The sequence below is a fragment of the Streptomyces sp. NPDC059201 genome, assembly GCF_042754585.1.
Classification (GTDB): Bacteria; Actinomycetota; Actinomycetes; order Streptomycetales; family Streptomycetaceae; genus Streptomyces.
Window position 1 is genome coordinate 80,223 of record NZ_JBHZBB010000005.1, and the last position, 18,677, is coordinate 98,899.

Below are 18,677 nucleotides of genomic sequence, written 5' to 3' on the forward strand. Positions count from 1 at the left end.
GGGTGTTTTGCCCGTATATGGGAGGCGGCATGACAGAGACGGCGAGCGGCCCGGCACGTGGTTCCCGCACCAAGGGAGCCAAGGCGGCGAGCAAGGGCCTGCGGATCGAGCGCATCCACACCACCCCCGGCGTGCATCCGTACGACGAGGTGAACTGGGAGCGCCGTGACGTCGTCATGACCAACTGGCGCGACGGCTCGATCAACTTCGAGCAGCGCGGCGTCGAGTTCCCCGACTTCTGGTCGGTGAACGCGGTCAACATCGTCACCAGCAAGTACTTCCGCGGGGCCGTCGGCACCCCGCAGCGCGAGACCGGTCTGAAGCAGCTCATCGACCGCATCGTGAAGACCTACACGAAGGCCGGCGAGGACTACGGCTACTTCTCCTCGCCCGCCGACGCGGAGATCTTCGAGCACGAGCTCACCTACGCCCTCCTCCACCAGATCTTCAGCTTCAACTCGCCGGTCTGGTTCAACGTCGGCACGCCGCAGCCCCAGCAGGTCTCCGCCTGCTTCATCCTGTCCGTCGACGACTCCATGGAGTCGATCCTCGACTGGTACAAGGAAGAGGGCATGATCTTCAAGGGCGGCTCCGGCGCCGGCCTGAACCTCTCCCGCATCCGCTCCTCCAAGGAGCTGCTCTCCTCCGGCGGCAACGCCTCCGGCCCGGTCTCCTTCATGCGCGGCGCCGACGCCTCCGCAGGAACGATCAAGTCCGGTGGCGCCACCCGCCGCGCCGCCAAGATGGTCATCCTCGACGTCGACCACCCGGACATCGAGAACTTCATCGAGACCAAGGTCAAGGAGGAGGAGAAGATCCGCGCCCTCCGTGACGCGGGCTTCGACATGGACCTGGGCGGCGACGACATCACGTCCGTCCAGTACCAGAACGCCAACAACTCCGTCCGCGTGAACGACGAGTTCATGAAGGCCGTGGAGTCCGGCGGCACCTTCGGTCTCCGCGCCCGCATGACCGGCGAGGTCATCGAGAAGGTCGACGCCAAGTCGCTCTTCCGCAAGATGGCCGAGGCCGCGTGGGCCTGCGCCGACCCGGGCATCCAGTACGACGACACGATCAACCGCTGGCACACCTGCCCCGAGTCCGGCCGCATCAACGGCTCGAACCCGTGCAGCGAGTACATGCACCTGGACAACACGTCCTGCAACCTCGCCTCGCTGAACCTCATGAAGTTCCTCAAGGACGACGGCAAGGGCAACCAGTCCTTCGACGTCGAGCGCTTCGCCAAGGTCGTCGAGCTCGTCATCACCGCGATGGACATCTCCATCTGCTTCGCCGACTTCCCGACCCAGAAGATCGGCGAGAACACCCGCGCCTTCCGCCAGCTCGGCATCGGCTACGCCAACCTCGGCGCCCTGCTGATGGCGACCGGCCACGCGTACGACTCCGACGGCGGCCGCGCGCTCGCCGGCTCCATCAGCTCCCTGATGACCGGCACCTCGTACAAGCGCTCCGCCGAGCTCGCCGCGGTCGTCGGCGCCTACGACGGCTACGCCCGCAACGCCGAGCCGCACCAGCGCGTCATGAAGCAGCACTCCGACGCCAATGAGACGGCCGTCCGCGTGGACGACCTGGACTCGCCGATCTGGGCCGCCGCTACGGAGGCGTGGCAGGACGTGATCCGCCTCGGCGCCAAGAACGGCTTCCGCAACGCCCAGGCGTCGGTCATCGCCCCGACCGGCACCATCGGTCTCGCGATGTCCTGCGACACCACCGGCCTCGAGCCCGACCTCGCCCTGGTCAAGTTCAAGAAGCTCGTCGGCGGCGGCTCGATGCAGATCGTCAACGGCACCGTCCCGCAGGCCCTGCGCCGCCTGGGTTACCAGGAGGAGCAGATCGAGGCGATCGTCGCCCACATCGCCGAGCACGGCAATGTGATCGACGCCCCCGGCCTGAAGACCGAGCACTACGAGGTCTTCGACTGCGCCATGGGCGAGCGCTCCATCTCCGCGATGGGCCACGTCCGCATGATGGCCGCCATCCAGCCGTGGATCTCCGGCGCCCTCTCCAAGACCGTGAACCTGCCGGAGACGGCCACGGTCGAGGACGTCGAGGAGGTCTACTTCGAGGCGTGGAAGATGGGCGTCAAGGCGCTCGCGATCTACCGCGACAACTGCAAGGTCGGCCAGCCGCTCTCCGCCAAGAAGAAGGAGGACGAGAAGGCCGAGGTGACCGCGAAGACCGAGGCGACGATCCGCGAGGCCGTCGAGAAGGTCGTCGAGTACCGCCCGGTCCGCAAGCGCCTCCCGAAGGGCCGCCCGGGGATCACCACCTCCTTCACCGTCGGTGGCGCCGAGGGCTACATGACCGCCAACTCCTACCCGGACGACGGTCTCGGCGAGGTCTTCCTGAAGATGTCCAAGCAGGGCTCGACCCTCGCGGGCATGATGGACGCCTTCTCCATCGCCGTCTCCGTCGGCCTGCAGTACGGCGTCCCGCTGGAGACGTACGTCTCGAAGTTCACCAACATGCGCTTCGAGCCGGCCGGCATGACGGACGACCCGGACGTGCGGATGGCGCAGTCGATCGTCGACTACATCTTCCGCCGCCTGGCGCTGGACTTCCTGCCCTTCGAGACCCGCTCCGCGCTCGGCATCCACTCCGCCGAGGAGCGTCAGCGCCACCTGGAGACCGGCTCCTACGAGCAGTCCGTCGAGGACGTCGACGTCGAGGCGCTGGCCCAGTCCGCCCCGGTCGCCACGGAGCTGAAGGCCGTCGCCGCCCCGGCCCCCGTGGTCAAGGCCGAGGTCCCGGCCCCGAAGCAGGCGCACACCTCGGCCGAGCTCGTCGAGATGCAGCTCGGCATCAGCGCCGACGCCCCGCTCTGCTTCTCCTGCGGTACGAAGATGCAGCGCGCCGGCTCCTGCTACATCTGCGAGGGCTGCGGCTCCACCAGCGGTTGCAGCTGAGCAGAGGCCGATCTGAGGCGATGACCCGCCGGGAGTGATCCCGGCGGGGTGGGCGGTGGGACCGGATGCCGGTTCCACCGCCCTTCGTCATGTCCGGACGTCCGCGGCGGGCGGGGCTAGAGGTAGGGGCAGCGGCAGGGTCAGGCGTGCGCGGAGCCCATGAGCGAGCCGAAGGTCTCCGGGTCGGTGTCGAAGCCCTGCGACAGAGGGCGGAAGGTCCAGCCCGCCGAACCGTTCCGGATGAACTCGACGACGGTCGCCGCGGTCGCGTCGGCGGCTGCCGCGAGATCGTCGTCGAGCAGTCTCGTGGGGCCTTCGCTGACCCGCACGGCGGTCTGCGCTATGGATCCGAAGACGATCCGGCCACCGCGCTGCTGAATCGCCACGCCGACCACCACGCGGACGAAGCGGGGCGCGAGCCGGTCGAGCTCCAGGGTCATCGCCTCGTCGTAGCCGAAGCCCTGTCCCGTACGGCTGTCGCGCTGGAGGGTGATCGTCCCGTCGGGGGAGCGGCTGCCGAAGTGGACCAGCTGGGCGGGTGCGCCGTGGGGGTCGTCGGAGGTGAAGACGGCGGCGATGAGGTCCAGGTCGTGCGCGGGCGCGCCCGTCGGCGCCGGGTCCCACTTGAGCGCCACCTCGACCTTGCCGACGCCCTTGTTGAGTCCGCTCACGATGCTTCCCCTTTCCCCGTCTCCCTGCGGGGATCCGTCACCTCGGCCCCTTCTTCATGGTGTCACGCACGTACGACAGTTGGGTCGGCGGAGGCTCCCGAGTGCGGTTAGAGGGCGGGGACATGCCGGATCTCGATCCCCGACTGGCCAGAAAGGAACGGGTGCCTGACGGGGTTTCATGTGGGCTGTCCATCTGTGGCGACGGTCTGCCCGGGTGCTGCCCCGACCCGTACGATGGCGCGGTGCTGGTCAAGTGGATTCGCTGCGCCGTCGTGGACCGTCGAGGGTTCGAGCGGGGGCAGCGGAAGTGGGCGGGGCTGCTCGGGGAGCCGGGTTTCCGGGGGCAGGGCGGCGGTTGGAGCCGCGCCCGTCCCGAGATCGCGCACATCTTCGCGTTCTGGGAGAGCCGCGCCTTCTACGACTCCTTCATGGCCCGCTCGCACGACCGGTTGGCCGCCGCCCAGGTCGGCACGTACCGGGACGCGCAGGTCAAGCTCTTCGACCACCGCTTCGACGTGAAGACCGGATTCGAGCCGAAGTTCGCCGACGCGGACGTGGCGCGGGTGGCCCACTGCCGGGTCCACGAGGAGCGTGTGGAGCACTTCGCCCTGATGCAGGAGAAGGTGTGGAACCCGGCGATGGCCGGGTCCCCGGGCATGCTGCGCGGACTCTTCGGGGAGTCGCCCGGTCATGAGTTCCTGGTGCTCTCCCTCTGGAACTCCGCCGCGGAGCACGGCAAGTACCGCGAGGAGCGGGTGGAGCGGCTCGGCCTGCGGGCGCAGACCGAGGCCGACGTGGCCGCGCTCACGGGTGACGTGGTGCGGCTCGAACCCACGTGGACCGTCTGAGCGTTCAGCTCTCGCGGGCGAGAGGGGCGGAGGGGGTCACGGCTGCGGCCGCGCCCTTGGGCGGTCGGGCGAAGACGCCCGCCGTCACGCCCGCAAGCGCCGCGTCCGCCGCCTGGTCCGCCATGCCCTCGTCGACGGGTTCGCGTGTGACGAAGAGGCGGAGGAAGAGGGGGGCGGAGACCGCCCGGACGACGGCGCCGGCGTCCGTGACGACAGGGGCCTCGCCCCGGTCCACGGCCCGGGTCACGACCTCCTCGCAGCGACGGAACCGCTCGGCGTAGAACGACCGCAGGGCGTCGGCGGCGCGCGGCGATTGGAACGCGGCACCGACGAACGCGGTGGGCGCGGCGGCGGCCTCCGGGTCCCGGAACGCGTCGACGACCTCTCGGGCGAGGGCGCGCAGGTCGCCCGCGAGGCTGCCGGTGTCGGGCGGAGTCCAGTCGTCCTCCCCTGCGAGATCCAGGGCGTCGGCCACCATGCCCTCCAGGCCGCCCCAGCGCCGATAGAGCGTGGTCTTGTGCACGCCCGAGTGCTCGGCCACGTACTCCACCGTCAGGGAGGGATAGCCGTGTTCGGCCAGTCCGGTCAGGACGGCGTCCCGGACGGCGGCCCGGGTGCGGGCGGTACGGCCGCCGGGGCGCCGGCTGCCGGGAGCGGGGGCGTCGGGGTCCTCGATCGACTCATTCAATTGCTACTCCCGTTGCATTAGTGGTTCCGAGTGTGCCACACTCGCCATTAATGCAACAAGGGTTGTGTTTGCTGTCGCTCCGGGAGGTGCCATGCCCGCACAGATCTCGCTCCACGACGTGACCGTCTCCCGTGGGGAGCGGATACTCCTCGACCGCGTCTCGCTCGCCGTCCGCCCCGGCGAGCGGGTCGGGATCGTGGGGGAGAACGGCGCGGGCAAGTCCACCCTTCTCCATCTGCTGGCCGGCACGATCGCGCCGGACGAGGGGCGGGTCACCGCCCTGGCCGACGGCGGTCTGCGGCTCGTGCGCCAGACCCCCGAACTGCCGCCGGAGGACACGGTGGCCGACGCCGTCGACTCGGCCCTCGCCGAGTTCCGTGCCATGGAGACCCGACTGCGCACCCTCGAAGCCCGCCTGGGCGAGGGAGCCGCCGACGACCTCGCCGGGTACGGGGACCTGCTCACCGCCTATGAACTCCGCGGCGGATACGAGGCCGATGCCCGTGTCGACAAGGCGCTCCATGCCCTCGGGATCGCCCACCTCGCCCGGGACCGCCGACTCGGCAGCCTCTCCGGAGGAGAACAGGCCCGGCTCGGCATCGCCTGCGCCGTCGCCGCCGCCCCCGAGGTCCTCCTGCTCGACGAACCCACCAACCATCTCGACGCGGCGGCGCTCGACTGGCTGGAGGAATCCCTCCGTGCCCACCGCGGGACCGTCGTCGCCGTCTCCCACGACCGCGTCTTCCTGGAGCGCGTCACCACCGCCCTCGTCGAGGTCGACACCGACCGGCGGGCACTCGTCCGCCACGGCGAGGGATACGCGGGATTCCGCGCCGCCCGCGAGGCCACACGCCGGAGGCGACAGCAGGAGTACGAGGAATGGCGCGCCGAGACGGAGCGCCTGGAGGCGTTCGCGGACGGCGCGGCCCACGCCGTCGCCGCGGGCCGCCTCATGAAGGACAACAACAAGATGGCCTACGACCGGGCCGGCGGGCGGGTTCAGGCGTCCGTCTCCGGACGCGTCCGCAACGCCCGGGAGCGACTGCGGCGGCTCAGGGAGGACCCGGTGTCCGAGCCTGCCCCGCCCCTCGCCTTCACCGCCCGCCCCGAGGCCGGAGAGGCCCTCGGCGACCTGCTCACCCTGGACGGGGTGCGGGTCGGCGAGCGGCTCGTCGTCGACACCCTCACCGTCCGGGCGGGCGAGCGCCTGCTCGTCCATGGGGGCAACGGCGCGGGCAAGTCCACCCTGCTGCGGGTCATGGCGGGCGACCTCGCCCCCGACCGGGGAGAGCTGCGCCGCCGGGGCAGGATCGGCTTCCTGCCCCAGGAGGTGATCGTGCGGCGGCCGGCCGAGCCGCTGCTCACCGCCTTCGGACACGGCCTCGGGCTCGGTCTCGACGAGGACCGTCTGACCGAACGGCTCCTGTCGTACGGGCTGTTCCGGCCGGCCGATCTCATCGTGCCTGTGGGAGCCCTCTCGGCGGGACAGCTGCGCAGGCTCGCCCTCGCCCGGCTGCTCGCCCGCCCCGCGGACCTGCTGCTCCTCGACGAGCCCGGCAACCACCTGGCCCTCGGCCTCGTCGAGGAACTGGAGCAGGCCCTGGAGGAGTGGCCGGGCGCCCTCGTGGTGGTCTCGCACGACCGGGAACTGCGGCGCAGGTTCACCGGGCGGATACGCCGGATGGACTCCGGCCGCCTGCTCGACTGAGCCGAACGGGGCAGCTCCCTCTAGGGTCGGAGCATGGCACGACCGCGGCGCATCGTTCTCGTACGGCACGGAGAGTCCGAAGGCAATGTTGACGACACCGTCTACGAACGGGAGCCCGACCACGCCCTCCGGCTCACCGCGACCGGCAGGCGGCAGGCGGAGGAGACCGGAGAGCGGTTGAGGGCGCTCTTCGGCGACGAGGCGGTCAGCGCGTACGTCTCGCCCTACCGCCGTACCCACGAGACCCTGTCCGCCTTCCGGCTGCCGCCGGGCCGGCTCAGGATCCGCGAGGAGCCGCGGCTGCGGGAGCAGGACTGGGGCAACTGGCAGGACCGGGAGGACGTACGCCTCCAGAAGGTCTACAGGGACGCGTACGGGCACTTCTTCTACCGCTTCGCGCAGGGGGAGTCGGGAGCCGATGTGTACGACCGCGTGGGGGCCTTCCTGGAGAGCCTCTACCGCAGCTTCGAGGCCCCCGACCACCCGCCGAACGTCCTGATCGTCACCCACGGTCTGACCATGCGTCTCTTCTGCATGCGCTGGTTCCACTGGAGCGTGGCCGAATTCGAGTCACTGTCCAACCCGGGCAACGCGGAGACCCGGATCCTGCTGCTCGGGGAGGACGGACGCTATCGCCTGGACCGCCCGTTCGAACGCTGGTGTACACCGGAACCGTACGGACCCACCGGATAGAGTGGCGCACCGATGACCGCTGACTCCTCATTCGACCGGCGCTTCGACCGCGCCCTCGCCAGTCTGCGCGGACTGGCCGTGGGGGACGCACTGGGCTCCCAGTTCTTCGTCCCCGCGCACTACCCCCTGCTGAAGCGGCGCGAGCTGCCGCCGGGATCCTGGCAGTGGACCGACGACACGGAGATGGCCTGCTCCGTCCTGGCCGTCCTCGCCCGACACGACCGCATCGACCAGGACGCCCTGGCCGCCTCCTTCGCCGACCACCACGACTTCGACCGGGGGTACGGCCCCGCCGTCAACCGGATGCTCCGGCTGATCAGGGAAGGCGGCGACTGGCGCGAGCTGAGCGCGGCCCTCTTCAACGGACAGGGCTCCTGGGGCAACGGCGCCGCCATGCGCATCGCCCCGCTGGGTGCCTGGTACGCCGACGACCCCGAGCAGGCCACGCACCAGGCCGAGATCTCCGCCTACCCCACCCACCAGCACCGCGAGGCCGTGGTCGGCTCCATGGCCGTCGCCGCTGCGGCCGCCCTCGCGGCCGACCCGGCCGGTCCTCCCACGCCCGAGGCACTGCTCGACGGGGTCATCGCCCTGGTCCCGCGCAGTGCGGTCGGCGCGGGGCTGCGGCGGGCCCGCGACATGCTGGACTACGGCGACGCCGGAACCGTCGCGGCCGTGCTCGGCAGCGGCCGGCGCACCAGCGCCCACGACACGGTCCCGTACGCCCTCTGGTCGGCGGCCCGCGGCCTGGGCGACTTCGAGACGACGTTCTGGACGACGGCCCAGGTCGGCGGGGACGTTGACACGACCTGCGCCATCGCGGGCGGCGTGGTGGCCTCCGCGGCCGCCGGCGCGCCTCCTGCCGACTGGCTGGGCCGGACCGAGGCGCTTCCCGCCTGGGTGCCCCAGGGCAGGGCCCGGAGCTGAACGCGACGGATGCCCGGACCTCCGTGGGGATCCGGGCATCCGTGCCTGCCGTCAGGCCACGGGGCCCGCGGCGGCGGCCTTGCCGCTGAGCGCCTCCAGGTCGCCCCTGCGGACCCGGATCACCAGGACCGCGGTGAGCAGCGCGACCGCGACCATCGCCACCGCAGCGGTGAACGCCGTCGCGATGCCCGAGGTCAGCACCTCATGGCTCCACGGAGCCGGGAGCTCCTTCGTGCGCAGGAACTCGGCCTGCTGCTCGGGCGTCGCGGTCGCGAGGAAGTCCGCCGCCTGTTTCTCGCCCTCGGTGTGGCTCGCCGTGCCGAAGACCGTCACCAGGATGGAGAGGCCCAGTGAGCCGCCCACCTGCTGTGTCGCGTTGAGCAGACCGGACGCGGCGCCGGCGTCGTGCGGCGCGACCCCGGAGACGGCCGTCAGCGTCAGGGTGACGAAGTTGAGGCCCATGCCGAAGCCGAAGAGGACCATCGGGCCGAGGACCCCGGCGGCGTAACCGCTGTCGGCCTCGATGAAGGTCAGCCAGAACAGGCCGATGCCCGTGATCGTGGAACCGGCCACCATGAACGGCTTCGGGCCCAGCGCGGGCAGGAACCGCTGTGACAGTCCGGCTCCCGTCATGATCGCCACGGTGACGGGGAGGAACGCGAGGCCGGAGGCGATCGGGGAGTACCCGAGCACGTCCTGCACCCACAGGGCCATGAAGAAGAGCATGCCGAACATCGCGGCCGAGAGGCTCAGCATGATCACATACGTTCCGGAGCGGTTCCGGTCGGCGAACATCCTCAGCGGTGTGATCGGTTCCCTCGCCCGCGACTCGACCAGCGCGAACGCGACGAGCAGCACCGCCGCGCCGACGAACGAGCCGACCGCCAGCGAGTCCTTCCAGCCGCTCTCCGAGGCACGGATGAAGCCGTAGACCAGTGCCGCCATGCCGAGCGTCGACGTCGCCGCCCCCGCGATGTCGAACCGGCCGGGGTGGCGCTCCGACTCCTTGATGTGCCGGGGTGTCAGGAACGCGATCAGAAGACCGATGGGCACGTTGACGAAGAGGACCCAGCGCCAGTCCAGCCACTCGGTGAGCATCCCTCCCGTGAGCAGCCCGATCGCGCCGCCGCCGGCCGAGACGGCGGCGAAGACGCCGAACGCCCGGTTCCGTTGCGGTCCTTCGGGGAACGTGGTCGTGATCAGGGCGAGCGAGGTCGGCGAGGCGATCGCGCCGCCCACGCCCTGGAGCGCCCGAGCGGCGAGCAGGTGCCAGGGCTCCTGCGCGAAGCCGCCGAGCAGCGAGGCGAACGTGAAGAGCAGGATGCCGGCCATGAAGACCCGGCGGCGGCCGAGGATGTCGCCGGCCCGCCCGCCGAGGAGCAGCAGACCGCCGAAGGTCAGCGTGTAGGCGCTGAGCACCCACGACAGATCGGTGGTGGAGAAGGAGAGCGCGTCCTGGATGTGCGGCAGCGCGATGTTCACGATCGTGGCGTCGAGGACGACCATCAGCTGGCAGGCGGCGATGACCGTCAGTGCGATTCCCGGCCGGCCCCCGGAGCCGGCGAGGCTCTTCCCGGCCTGTGCGTCGACGGGAGTTGCTGTCACTACGGACCCCCCACGGGAGAATGAGCGAACGTGACCGTTCACCGGTCTTCACGGTAGGGAGTGCCCATCGGTGAACGCGAGGGAATGGCGCAACGTAGACGCGCCTCGCCGGGCGCATGGCCCTTCACGAGTGTGACGAGGACGCTGTCGTCCGCCTCTGCGCCCTGATCGAGTCGGGTGTCCCCGGCCCCTCGAAACAGCTGTTCGACCTCGTCCTCGATGTCATTCCGGCGCCGATGACGTACGGCTCGAAGGTGTGCGGCAGCGAATGGATCATGGTGCCGCTGGTGCCCGTCGCGCGGGGGAGGGGAGCCTGACGGGAATCCGGGTACCGCACCCGGCACCCGGCGGCGTAACCTGTCAGGCGCCATGCCGTACGAACCTCCCACCCACACCGTCGAGCGGTCGCTCCGAGCCACCACCGGCGCCAAGATCGTCGCCGGGGTCGACGAGGTCGGACGCGGGGCGTGGGCCGGGCCCGTCACCGTGTGCGCGGCCGTCACCGGCCTGCGCCGTCCCCCCGAGGGACTGACCGACTCCAAGCTGATCACCCCGAAGCGGCGCACCGCCCTCGCCGCCGAGCTGGAGCGCTGGGTCACCGCCTACGCGCTCGGTGAGGCGTCCCCGCAGGAGATCGACGAACTCGGGATGACCGCGGCCCTGCGCCTCGCGGCCGTCCGGGCCCTCGACGGCCTCCCGGTCCGCCCGGACGCGGTGATCCTCGACGGCAAGCACGACTACCTCGGCAGCCCCTGGCGGGTGCGCACGGTGATCAAGGGCGACCAGTCCTGCGTCGCCGTCGCCGCCGCCTCCGTGATCGCCAAGGTGCGACGGGACGCCATGATGGCCGAGCTGGATTCCGGCCCCGACTGCGCCGGCTACGGCTTCGCGGCCAACGCGGGCTACCCTTCGCCCGTCCACAAGGCCGCCCTCGAAGAGCTGGGGCCCACCCCGTACCACCGGCTCTCCTGGTCCTACCTGGACGCCATGCCCCGATGGCGCCACCTCAAGAAGGTCCGTCTCTCCGCGGAGGCGGCCGCTCTGGAGAGCGGGGGCCAACTCGGCTTCGACTTCTGATCTTCCGGCCGCGAGACCTCACCGACGAGGTCCCGATGGACCGGGGGCGCACCTGTGCGCCCACCCGACGGTGCCGTCCGAAACGGCATTTGATAGACATCCACCCATGCCTCTCCCTCCCGAGGAGCCTCAGATTCACGAGAGCGCCCAGGGTCCTAGCGCCACCGCGGCCGCCGGCCGCCCCGCGTCGACCCCTCTTCCCGTACCCGGCCCGCGTTCGGCGGCCTCCCCGCGTCCCGGTGGACCGGGCCCCGGTCCGGCCCGTCCCGCGCCGCCGGCCCAGCGGCCCGTCCCGGGTCCGCCCGCGCCCAAGAGCCGTCCGGAGAATCGTTCCGGCGACGGCAGCCCGCAGCTCCAGCTCATCCCGGCTCCGGCCGACGGCGCCCTCGACGCCGCCGAGGAGGCCCTCGACCTGCTTCTGGACACCGGCAGGTCGCCCGGCGAGGTCCTGGTGCTCACCACCGGCGAACGTCACCCGTGGACCGCGCACGAACTGTCCTTCGGCGAGTCCGCCTACTGGGCCCAACAGGACACCGCGGAGGACGTGTTCTTCGCGGACGCCGCCTCGGTGGACCGGGTCACCGCCCGCCCCGTGGTGATCGTCGCCGTCAATGGCGGCGACGACGTGGCGGCCCGTGCCCTGCCGGTCGCCCTGTCCCGCGCGGGCACCCTGCTCGTGGTCTGCGGCGACCCGGAGCGGGTCACCTCGCTCCTCGGCGCAGGGGTCTGACCGGTCGCGTCTCCGCCGGACCGGCAGCGGTCCGGCGGAGCGGCAGGCTCGTTCAGCGCGCCGCGGCCCTGCGCAGGGGCTCGGCCGCCCCGCCCGCCCTCCGCGGCGCGAGGTGACCGAACTCGCCGGTCGGCTCGCCCAGCGCGAGCGGAGTGGAGTCCGAGCTCGGCCGACGGCCGCCCCGGCCCTCGCCGAAGACCTGCCATCCGGCCTTGGTCAGGGTGATGTACGCGCCGCAGCGCAGTCCGTGGAGCGTGCAGGCGTCACGGAGCCCCCACATCCAGGCCCCGTCCTCCTCCGTCCAGCGCTCGTCGCCGTCGCGGCAGTAGACGAGCACCGCCGTCCGGACGGGGGCGCGCCGCCGGAGGTCGTGCGGGACCACGCGTCGCAGATGGGCGAGGAGCGCGTTCCGGAACTCCCAGCCGTCGGCGAGGCCGGGGCGGCGCACGAACGAGGCGCTCGCGGTGAGCCGCTCCTCGTGGTCGAGCACCGCCACGACCGCGGTCGTGGGCAGGGGGCGATGGCGGGAGTGCAGTCCGCTCACGACCTCACGCGGACTGCGCAGCAAGGGAATTCCGGCCGCGGCCCAGTCGGCCGGCTCCAGCATCCGCGCGAGGCGGCTGGCAGAGGCTGAGCTCGAGCCGAGCGAGGCGGTGGACGGAGCGAATCCGAGGGTCACGGTCCTCCCTTCGGATACGCGCCCGCAAGGCGGGCAAGGTCGGGTGAGGGCGCAGCACAGCACAGTCCTTCCGGACCGCTTCGAGCCGTGTGGGGCGGTTCCCCAATTCTTGCTTGGCCCGAGCGGGGCGGCAACGAGCAATTGAGGCGGCTGACGGTAATCAACCGTTATGCCACTGATATCCCTGCCCAGTTACCCATTATTCACTCGCCGTTTCCCCACCCTTCTCAGCCCTGGACGGCGAGCACCAGTGGAAAGACTCCTTCCGCTCCGGACCGCCGCAGGAGCCGGGCCGCCACGGCCAGGGTCCAGCCCGTGTCGGACAGGTCGTCCACCAGCAGGACCGGGCCGCCCGCAGAGGCCACCCGCTCCGCGAGCCCGGGCGGGACCTCCAGGGCCCGGTGCAGTCCGATGACGCGCTGGGCGCTGTTGGTCCGTGACAGGCGCACGTCCTCCGCCTCGGGCGCGTACTCCACCGATCCGAGCAGCGGCATCCGCCCGATCTCGGCGATCCGCGCGCCGAGCGAGCCGACCAGGGCCGGCCGCCGCCGCGAGGCCACCGTGACCACCCCGGCCGGCCGGGACGGCGCGTCAGGGGCGCCGGACGCCCAACCGCCGGGCCCCTTCGCCCAGTCGGCGAGCACCTGGACCACCGCCTGCACCACGTCGTCCGGCACCGGGCCGTCCGGCGCCGTCTCGGCCAGCAACGGCCGGAGCCGGTTGCCCCAGCCGATGTCCGACAGGCGCCCGAGGGCGCGGCCGCCGAACGCCTGCTCTCCGGCCGGGATCCGGCCCTTCAGATCGACACCGGCGGCGGCCAACCCCGTCGGCCACATCCGGCGCGGGTCCACCTCCACGCCCGGACGGCCCAGTTCGCCCCGGGCCGCGTCCAGGGCCGCGTCGGTCACCTTGGGATCGAAGCGCGGGCCCGCGCAGTTGTCGCAGCGGCCGCAGGGCGCGGCCTCCTCGTCGTCCAGCCGGCGCCGCAGGAACTCCATCCGGCACCCGGTCGTGGTGGCGTACTCGCGCATCGCCTGCTGCTCCGCCGACCGCTGCCGGGCCACCCAGGCGTACCGCTCGGTGTCGTACACCCAGGGCTGCCCGGTGCTCTCCCAGCCCCCCTTGACCCGGTGCACCGCTCCGTCCACGTCGAGGACCTTGAGCATCGTCTCCAGGCGGGTCCGGCGCAACTCGACCATGGGCTCCAGCGCGGGCAGCGACAGCGGCCGGCCCGCGGTGGCGAGGACGTCGAGGGTCCGGCGCACCTGCTCCTCGGGAGGGAAGGCCACGGAGGCGAAGTACCGCCAGATCGCCTCGTCCTCCTTGCCGGGGAGCAGTAGCACCTCGGCGTGCTCCACCCCGCGACCGGCGCGGCCGACCTGCTGGTAGTAGGCGATCGGCGAGGACGGCGAGCCGAGGTGCACGACGAAACCGAGATCCGGTTTGTCGAAGCCCATGCCGAGCGCCGAGGTCGCCACCAGCGCCTTCACCCGGTTCGCCAGCAGGTCGTCCTCGGCCTGCTGGCGGTCCGCGTTCTCCGTGCGCCCGGTGTACGAGGCGACGGTGTGCCCGCACTGGCGGAGGTAGGCGGTGACCTCCTCGGCGGCCGCGACGGTCAGCGTGTAGACGATTCCGGAGCCGGGCAGCTCGTCGAGGTGGTCGGCGAGCCAGGCCAGGCGGTGGGCCGCGTCGGGCAGCGTGACCACGCCGAGGCTGAGGGATTCGCGGTCCAGCGGTCCGCGCAGGACGAGGGCGTCGGTGCCCGCGCCGGTGCCGAGCTGTTCGGCGACGTCCGCGGTCACCCGGGCGTTCGCCGTGGCGGTGGTGGCGAGCACGGGCACGCCGGCCGGAAGATCGGCCAGCATCGTGCGCAGCCGTCGGTAGTCCGGCCGGAAGTCGTGTCCCCAGTCCGAGATGCAGTGCGCCTCGTCCACCACCAGCAGCCCGGTGGCGGCCGCGAGCCTCGGCAGGACCTGGTCGCGGAAGTCCGGGTTGTTGAGCCGCTCGGGGGAGACGAGCAGGACGTCTACCTCGCCGGCGGCGACCTCCTCGTTGACGCTCTCCCACTCCTCGGTGTTCGACGAGTTGATCGTGCGGGCCCGAATGCCCGCCCGGGCCGCCGCGTCCACCTGGTTGCGCATGAGGGCGAGCAGCGGCGAGACGATCACGGTGGGCCCGCTGCCGCGCTCGCGCAGCAGGGAGGTCGCCACGAAGTACACGGCGGACTTGCCCCAGCCGGTCCGCTGGACCACCAGCGCCCGGCGGTGGTCGGCCACCAGCGCCTCGATGGCGCGCCACTGGTCCTCGCGCAGTCTCGCCGTACCGGTCGGGTCTCCGACGAGTCGGGCCAGTACGGCGTCGGCGGTGGCGCGGAGCGCGGCGCGGTCTTCCGGGCGGTCTGCGTGGGTCATGGGTCCATGCAACCCGATGGCTCGGACATTCGGCGAACGAGCCGACGATCTGTGGACAGTGCAAATCGGATCATCACACAGTATCTGCGGAGTTATCCACAGGGGTTGTCGGAATCCGGAGATCACGAGACGGTCCTCGCCATGAACGCGAATCACCACGAAATCAGCGCATCCACTCGAGGCCAGCAGATCACCCTGCGCAGCCCGTCCGAGCTCGCCGACGCCCTGCCGTTCGTGCTCGGCTTCCACCCGACCGACTCGGTCGTCCTCGTCGCCCTGCACGGTGAGAACGGACGCTTCGGCGGCCGGATCCGGCTCGGCATTCCCCGCTCGCCCGGCGAGTGGGACTCCACCGCGGACCACCTCGCCGAATGCCTCGTCGAGACGTCCGCCCGACGCACCACACCACCCGACGGCATCGTCGGCTTCCTCTGCCAGGACCCACGGCCGGGCGAGACCGCCCGCCAGGTCCACGAGCGGCTGCGGCCCTTCGCCCAGCGACTCCGGACCGCCTGCGGAGCCCTCGACATCCCCGTCTACGAGGTGCTGTGCATCTCCGACGGCCGCCACTTCTCCTACTGCTGCCCCGACATCCGCTGCTGCCCGCCCGACGGCACCCCGCTCAACCTCGGCGGCACCTCGGTCATGGCGGCGACTGCGGCCTACGCGGGATTCCAGGTACGGGGCTCGCTCCGCGAGATGGAGGCGAGCTTCAAGCCCACCGGCGCCCCCGGCGAAACGGAGCAGCGCGCCGCCCTCGACGCGGCCGCGGCGGAGATCGTCCCCCGCGTCGTGGACGGCGCGGAGGAACACGGCCGGGCCCTGGTGCGCGGGGCGACCCTGGCTGTCGCGGGCCGGCTCCTGGGCAGGTTCGCCGAACCGCAGAGCCGGATCGGGAAGGACGGAGCCCGCCGTGGTCAGGCGGCGATCGACGCCGAGGACGACGCCCGCGTCGACCCCCGGGAGGCGGCGGCCGTGATCCTGGGGCTCCAGGACCGCACCACCCGCGACCGCCTCGCCGAATGGATGGAAGGCGCCGAAGGCGCCGCGGCCGTACGGCTCTGGCGCGTCCTCGCCCGGCGCTGTGTCGCCCCCTACGGGGAGTACGCCGCCGCGCCGCTCGCCCTCGCCGGCTGGGCCGCCTGGTCGACGGGCGACGAACCCACCGCCCGCGTCGCCCTCGGCCTCGCGCTCCAGGCAGACCCCGAGTACGTCTTCGCACGACTGCTGCACCAGGCGTGCAACGAGGGACTCGACCCCGAATCGCTGCGGGCCTGCCTGCGCCGGGAACAGGAGAACCGCGCCACAGCCGAGAAGACGGTCGCGGCACCCGCCCGCCACAAGCGGACCCGCACCCGCACCCGGACGCGGGCGGTCCGCCCCGGCGGACCGCGGCCGGCGCTCCCGCGGGCGGAGCACGGCGGCACCCGGCGGGGACGGGGGACTCCGGGCGTACGGCCTGCCGGACGGGCCGCGACCCGGCCGGGAAACCCCGCCCCGCACCACGGCGGGCGGCGCGGCACGAGGAGTGGCCGATGACGACCGTGACCCCGCGCGCCACCGGACCGTTCACCTCTGTGGCGGAGCCGGGCGAGCCGTGCCGCCGACGTCCCGCCGGCCGTCCGGATCGCACAGAGAGCACGCCGCACCCCCCATGGTCCTCAGCCCTGTCCCGGTCCCCGGACACCCGACGGAACGTCCTGCCGGACAACCGTCCGCGGGCGGTGGCACCACCGCCGCCCACGGACCCCGTCCCGGGGAGCTCCCCCCGGTCCACGACGCCCTCCTGTGCGTCGCCCTGCCCGCCTTCGCCGTCTCTCCCGAGCACGGCCAGCTCACCGGGCGAGGACCGGAAGGCGTGTACACGTCCGGACGGCGCCTCCTCTCCCGCAGCGTCCTGCGGGTCGCCGGACGCGAGCCCGTCCCCCTCCAGGGGCGGCTCGCCGCGGCGGACCGGGCCCTGTTCGTCGGCGCCCTCCGCGTCCCCGGAGACACCGGCCCCGACCCCGGTGTCACCGTCGAACGCTCCCGCGGCGCCGACGGCACCGAGCGGATCACCCTCCGCAGCGCCTTCCCCCGGCCCGTCCGCGTCCCGGTGGAGGTCGCTCTGGGCACGGATCTCGCGGAGCTGGGCGCGATCGCGTCCGGCCGGCCCTGCCCCGAACTCAGGCCCAGCGTCCACGGCACCGGCCTCCGCTGGACCGCGCCCGACGGACGGTCCGTCGCCGTCACGGCCGACCCGGCGCCCATGGACGCCCTGGCGGCGGCCGGGGTCCTCCGCTGGGAAACCGACCTCGCCCCCGGCACCGCCACCACCCTCCACCTCCGCGTCCACGCCGACCGGATCCCCGGTGCCGCCCCGCCCGGCGGGGGCGGCCGCCCCGGCGGGCACCTGCTCCCCGAGGTCCAGGCGGAGGGCGACGACCACAGGACCGGCGCGCTGCTCAGCGCCTCCGTCGAGGACCTGCGGGCCCTCCTCCAGCGCGATCCCGCGCACCCCGCGGACGTCCATCTCGCGGCCGGCGTCCCGTGGCGCTGCGGACCGGTCACCGCGGAGGCCCTCTGGGCGGCCCGCATGGCCCTGCCGCTCGGCACCCGGCTCGCCACCACCACCCTCCGCGCCCTCGGCCGCACCCAGGTCACCGGAGGAGCCGAGTCCGGGCGCCTCCCCGGCCCGCTGCGGGACGCGGGACCGCACCTCCCGCCCCGCTGCACCGGCGTCGAGGCCACCCTCGCCTTCCCCGTCGTCCTCGCCGAGGCCCGGCGGTGGGGCCTCCCCGCGGCCGACCTGGACGAGCTCCTTCCGATGGCGGAGCGCTGCCTCGGCTGGTTGCGCCGCGGGCTCGACGCGGACGGGCTCCTGCCGGACCCGGCGCCCGGCGGTCCCTGGCGGGCCGAGACCCAGGCCCACGCCCACCGGGCCGCCCTGCTCGGGGCCGACCTCCTCGACGCCTGCGGACGGCCCGGCGGGGCGGAGCTCCGGGCCGCGGCGCGGACCCTGCGCGAGCGGTTCCGCGGCGAGTTCTGGCTCGACGACCCGTCCGGTGGCCGGCCCGCCGCCGCTCGGGCACCGGAGGGACGTACCTGGTCCCAGCTCGGCGGATGGGCCGCCCACCTCCTCGACACCGGTCTCCTCGACGGCGGCCGGCACGCCCAGGGGCTGCTCGACCGGACGGAGACCGAACAGGTCGCCCGGCTGCTCGGCACCCCCGCCCTCGACTCCGGCTGGGGCCTGCGCAGCCTCGGCGCCAAGGAGCCCGGCCACAACCCGTACGGGCACCGGGCCGGAGCCGTCCGGGTCCACGAGACGGCCGTCGCCGTCGCCGGACTCGCGGTCGCCGGATACGAGAAGGAGGCCGCGTCCCTGCTCCGGGGCCTCCTCGACGCCGCCGAGCTCTTCGACCACCGGCTGCCCGAGATGTACGCGGGCGAGCAGCGCACCTCGGGCGCGCGCCCCGTGCCGCACCCGGCCGCCTGTCGGCCCGCCGCCGTCGCGGCCGCCGGAGCGGTCCACGCGCTCGCCGCCCTGGCCGGGATCCGCCCCGACACCCCCGGCCGCAGCGTCGCCGTGCAGCCGATGGCATCCGCACCGCTGGGAGCGCTCCGGCTCTCGGGCCTCGTCGTCGCCGGCGAACCCTTCGCCGTGCGGGTGAGCCGTCTCGGACTCGGTATGGTCGAGGAGGCCGCCGAGGGCCTGCAACTGGGGGTGTGAC

General features: G+C 72.8%; 15 protein-coding genes. 10 read left to right on the forward strand and 5 right to left on the reverse strand.

The genetic code is table 11. The features are described 5' to 3' along the window. Window positions 1-29 precede the first annotated feature (29 nt). Window positions 30-2,927, forward strand: a complete 2,898-nt coding sequence (locus ACFXMG_RS18510) for a vitamin B12-dependent ribonucleotide reductase (RefSeq protein ID WP_383820277.1) — start codon at window positions 30-32, stop codon at window positions 2,925-2,927. A 140-nt stretch (window positions 2,928-3,067) separates the two neighbouring features. Here the strand turns inward: ACFXMG_RS18510 and ACFXMG_RS18515 are convergent, their stop codons facing one another. Continuing rightward, window positions 3,068-3,598, reverse strand: coding sequence for a TerD family protein (locus tag ACFXMG_RS18515; protein ID WP_383820275.1), 531 nt, complete (start codon window positions 3,596-3,598; stop codon window positions 3,068-3,070). A 242-nt stretch (window positions 3,599-3,840) separates the two neighbouring features. On the opposite strand from ACFXMG_RS18515, the gene ACFXMG_RS18520 reads away from it, so the two are divergent. After that, window positions 3,841-4,446, forward strand: coding sequence for a YdbC family protein (locus ACFXMG_RS18520; protein ID WP_383820272.1), 606 nt, complete (start codon window positions 3,841-3,843; stop codon window positions 4,444-4,446). Between the two features lie 4 nt (window positions 4,447-4,450). Here the strand turns inward: ACFXMG_RS18520 and ACFXMG_RS18525 are convergent, their stop codons facing one another. Continuing rightward, window positions 4,451-5,134, reverse strand: coding sequence for a TetR/AcrR family transcriptional regulator C-terminal ligand-binding domain-containing protein (locus ACFXMG_RS18525; RefSeq protein ID WP_383820269.1), 684 nt, complete (start codon window positions 5,132-5,134; stop codon window positions 4,451-4,453). A 91-nt stretch (window positions 5,135-5,225) separates the two neighbouring features. On the opposite strand from ACFXMG_RS18525, the gene ACFXMG_RS18530 reads away from it, so the two are divergent. Genes ACFXMG_RS18530 through ACFXMG_RS18540 form a run of 3 tightly spaced genes read left to right on the forward strand, consistent with a single transcriptional unit; the run spans window position 5,226 to window position 8,462 of the window. Continuing rightward, complete coding sequence (locus ACFXMG_RS18530) at window positions 5,226-6,842, forward strand: ABC-F family ATP-binding cassette domain-containing protein (protein WP_383820267.1); 1,617 nt, start codon at window positions 5,226-5,228, stop codon at window positions 6,840-6,842. Window positions 6,843-6,875: 33 nt separating this feature from the next. After that, on the forward strand, window positions 6,876-7,535 hold the full coding sequence (locus ACFXMG_RS18535) for a histidine phosphatase family protein (protein WP_383820264.1): 660 nt from the start codon (window positions 6,876-6,878) through the stop codon (window positions 7,533-7,535). Window positions 7,536-7,547: 12 nt separating this feature from the next. Beyond that, the gene (locus ACFXMG_RS18540; protein WP_383820261.1) at window positions 7,548-8,462 is read left to right on the forward strand and encodes an ADP-ribosylglycohydrolase family protein; all 915 of its coding nucleotides are present in this window, start codon (window positions 7,548-7,550) and stop codon (window positions 8,460-8,462) included. Between the two features lie 51 nt (window positions 8,463-8,513). Here the strand turns inward: ACFXMG_RS18540 and ACFXMG_RS18545 are convergent, their stop codons facing one another. Continuing rightward, on the reverse strand, window positions 8,514-10,067 hold the full coding sequence (locus ACFXMG_RS18545) for an MFS transporter (protein ID WP_383820258.1): 1,554 nt from the start codon (window positions 10,065-10,067) through the stop codon (window positions 8,514-8,516). A 116-nt stretch (window positions 10,068-10,183) separates the two neighbouring features. On the opposite strand from ACFXMG_RS18545, the gene ACFXMG_RS18550 reads away from it, so the two are divergent. The 3 genes from ACFXMG_RS18550 to ACFXMG_RS18560 all read left to right on the forward strand — a co-directional run bounded on the left by ACFXMG_RS18550 (window position 10,184) and on the right by ACFXMG_RS18560 (window position 11,874). Then, window positions 10,184-10,384, forward strand: coding sequence for a hypothetical protein (locus ACFXMG_RS18550; protein ID WP_383820256.1), 201 nt, complete (start codon window positions 10,184-10,186; stop codon window positions 10,382-10,384). A gap of 52 nt (window positions 10,385-10,436) precedes the next feature. Next, a complete protein-coding gene (locus ACFXMG_RS18555; RefSeq protein WP_383820254.1) occupies window positions 10,437-11,144 on the forward strand; it encodes a ribonuclease HII in 708 nt (235 codons plus the stop codon). A 106-nt stretch (window positions 11,145-11,250) separates the two neighbouring features. After that, window positions 11,251-11,874: a hypothetical protein gene (locus ACFXMG_RS18560; protein ID WP_383820252.1), complete on the forward strand. Its 624-nt coding sequence runs from the start codon at window positions 11,251-11,253 to the stop codon at window positions 11,872-11,874. Between the two features lie 52 nt (window positions 11,875-11,926). On the opposite strand, the gene ACFXMG_RS18565 is transcribed toward ACFXMG_RS18560, so the two are convergent. Beyond that, entirely contained in the window at window positions 11,927-12,553 is a 627-nt protein-coding gene (locus ACFXMG_RS18565) for a hypothetical protein (protein WP_383820249.1), read from the reverse strand. A gap of 227 nt (window positions 12,554-12,780) precedes the next feature. Next, window positions 12,781-14,964 (reverse strand): RecQ family ATP-dependent DNA helicase, encoded by a 2,184-nt coding sequence (locus tag ACFXMG_RS18570; protein WP_383820247.1) that lies wholly within the window; start codon window positions 14,962-14,964, stop codon window positions 12,781-12,783. Between the two features lie 141 nt (window positions 14,965-15,105). Here ACFXMG_RS18570 and ACFXMG_RS18575 point away from each other — a divergent pair, with 141 nt between their 5' ends. Next, window positions 15,106-16,503 carry a DUF4192 domain-containing protein gene (locus tag ACFXMG_RS18575; protein ID WP_383820244.1) on the forward strand — a complete coding sequence of 466 codons (1,398 nt, stop codon included), beginning with the start codon at window positions 15,106-15,108 and terminating at the stop codon, window positions 16,501-16,503. 115 nt (window positions 16,504-16,618) lie between these two features. After that, window positions 16,619-18,676, forward strand: coding sequence for a glycogen debranching N-terminal domain-containing protein (locus tag ACFXMG_RS18580; protein WP_383820242.1), 2,058 nt, complete (start codon window positions 16,619-16,621; stop codon window positions 18,674-18,676). The last annotated feature ends 1 nt before the right edge of the window (window position 18,677 follow it).

Coding starts and splice junctions, on each gene's coding strand:
- ACFXMG_RS18575 (WP_383820244.1), top strand. CDS start 15,106: ATGAACGCGAATCACCACGAAATCAGCGCATCCACTCGAGGCCAGCAG.
- ACFXMG_RS18550 (WP_383820256.1), top strand. CDS start 10,184: ATGGCCCTTCACGAGTGTGACGAGGACGCTGTCGTCCGCCTCTGCGCC.
- ACFXMG_RS18560 (WP_383820252.1), top strand. CDS start 11,251: ATGCCTCTCCCTCCCGAGGAGCCTCAGATTCACGAGAGCGCCCAGGGT.
- ACFXMG_RS18535 (WP_383820264.1), top strand. CDS start 6,876: ATGGCACGACCGCGGCGCATCGTTCTCGTACGGCACGGAGAGTCCGAA.
- ACFXMG_RS18540 (WP_383820261.1), top strand. CDS start 7,548: ATGACCGCTGACTCCTCATTCGACCGGCGCTTCGACCGCGCCCTCGCC.
- ACFXMG_RS18580 (WP_383820242.1), top strand. CDS start 16,619: ATGGTCCTCAGCCCTGTCCCGGTCCCCGGACACCCGACGGAACGTCCT.
- ACFXMG_RS18530 (WP_383820267.1), top strand. CDS start 5,226: ATGCCCGCACAGATCTCGCTCCACGACGTGACCGTCTCCCGTGGGGAG.
- ACFXMG_RS18510 (WP_383820277.1), top strand. CDS start 30: ATGACAGAGACGGCGAGCGGCCCGGCACGTGGTTCCCGCACCAAGGGA.
- ACFXMG_RS18555 (WP_383820254.1), top strand. CDS start 10,437: ATGCCGTACGAACCTCCCACCCACACCGTCGAGCGGTCGCTCCGAGCC.
- ACFXMG_RS18570 (WP_383820247.1), bottom strand. CDS start 14,964: ATGACCCACGCAGACCGCCCGGAAGACCGCGCCGCGCTCCGCGCCACC.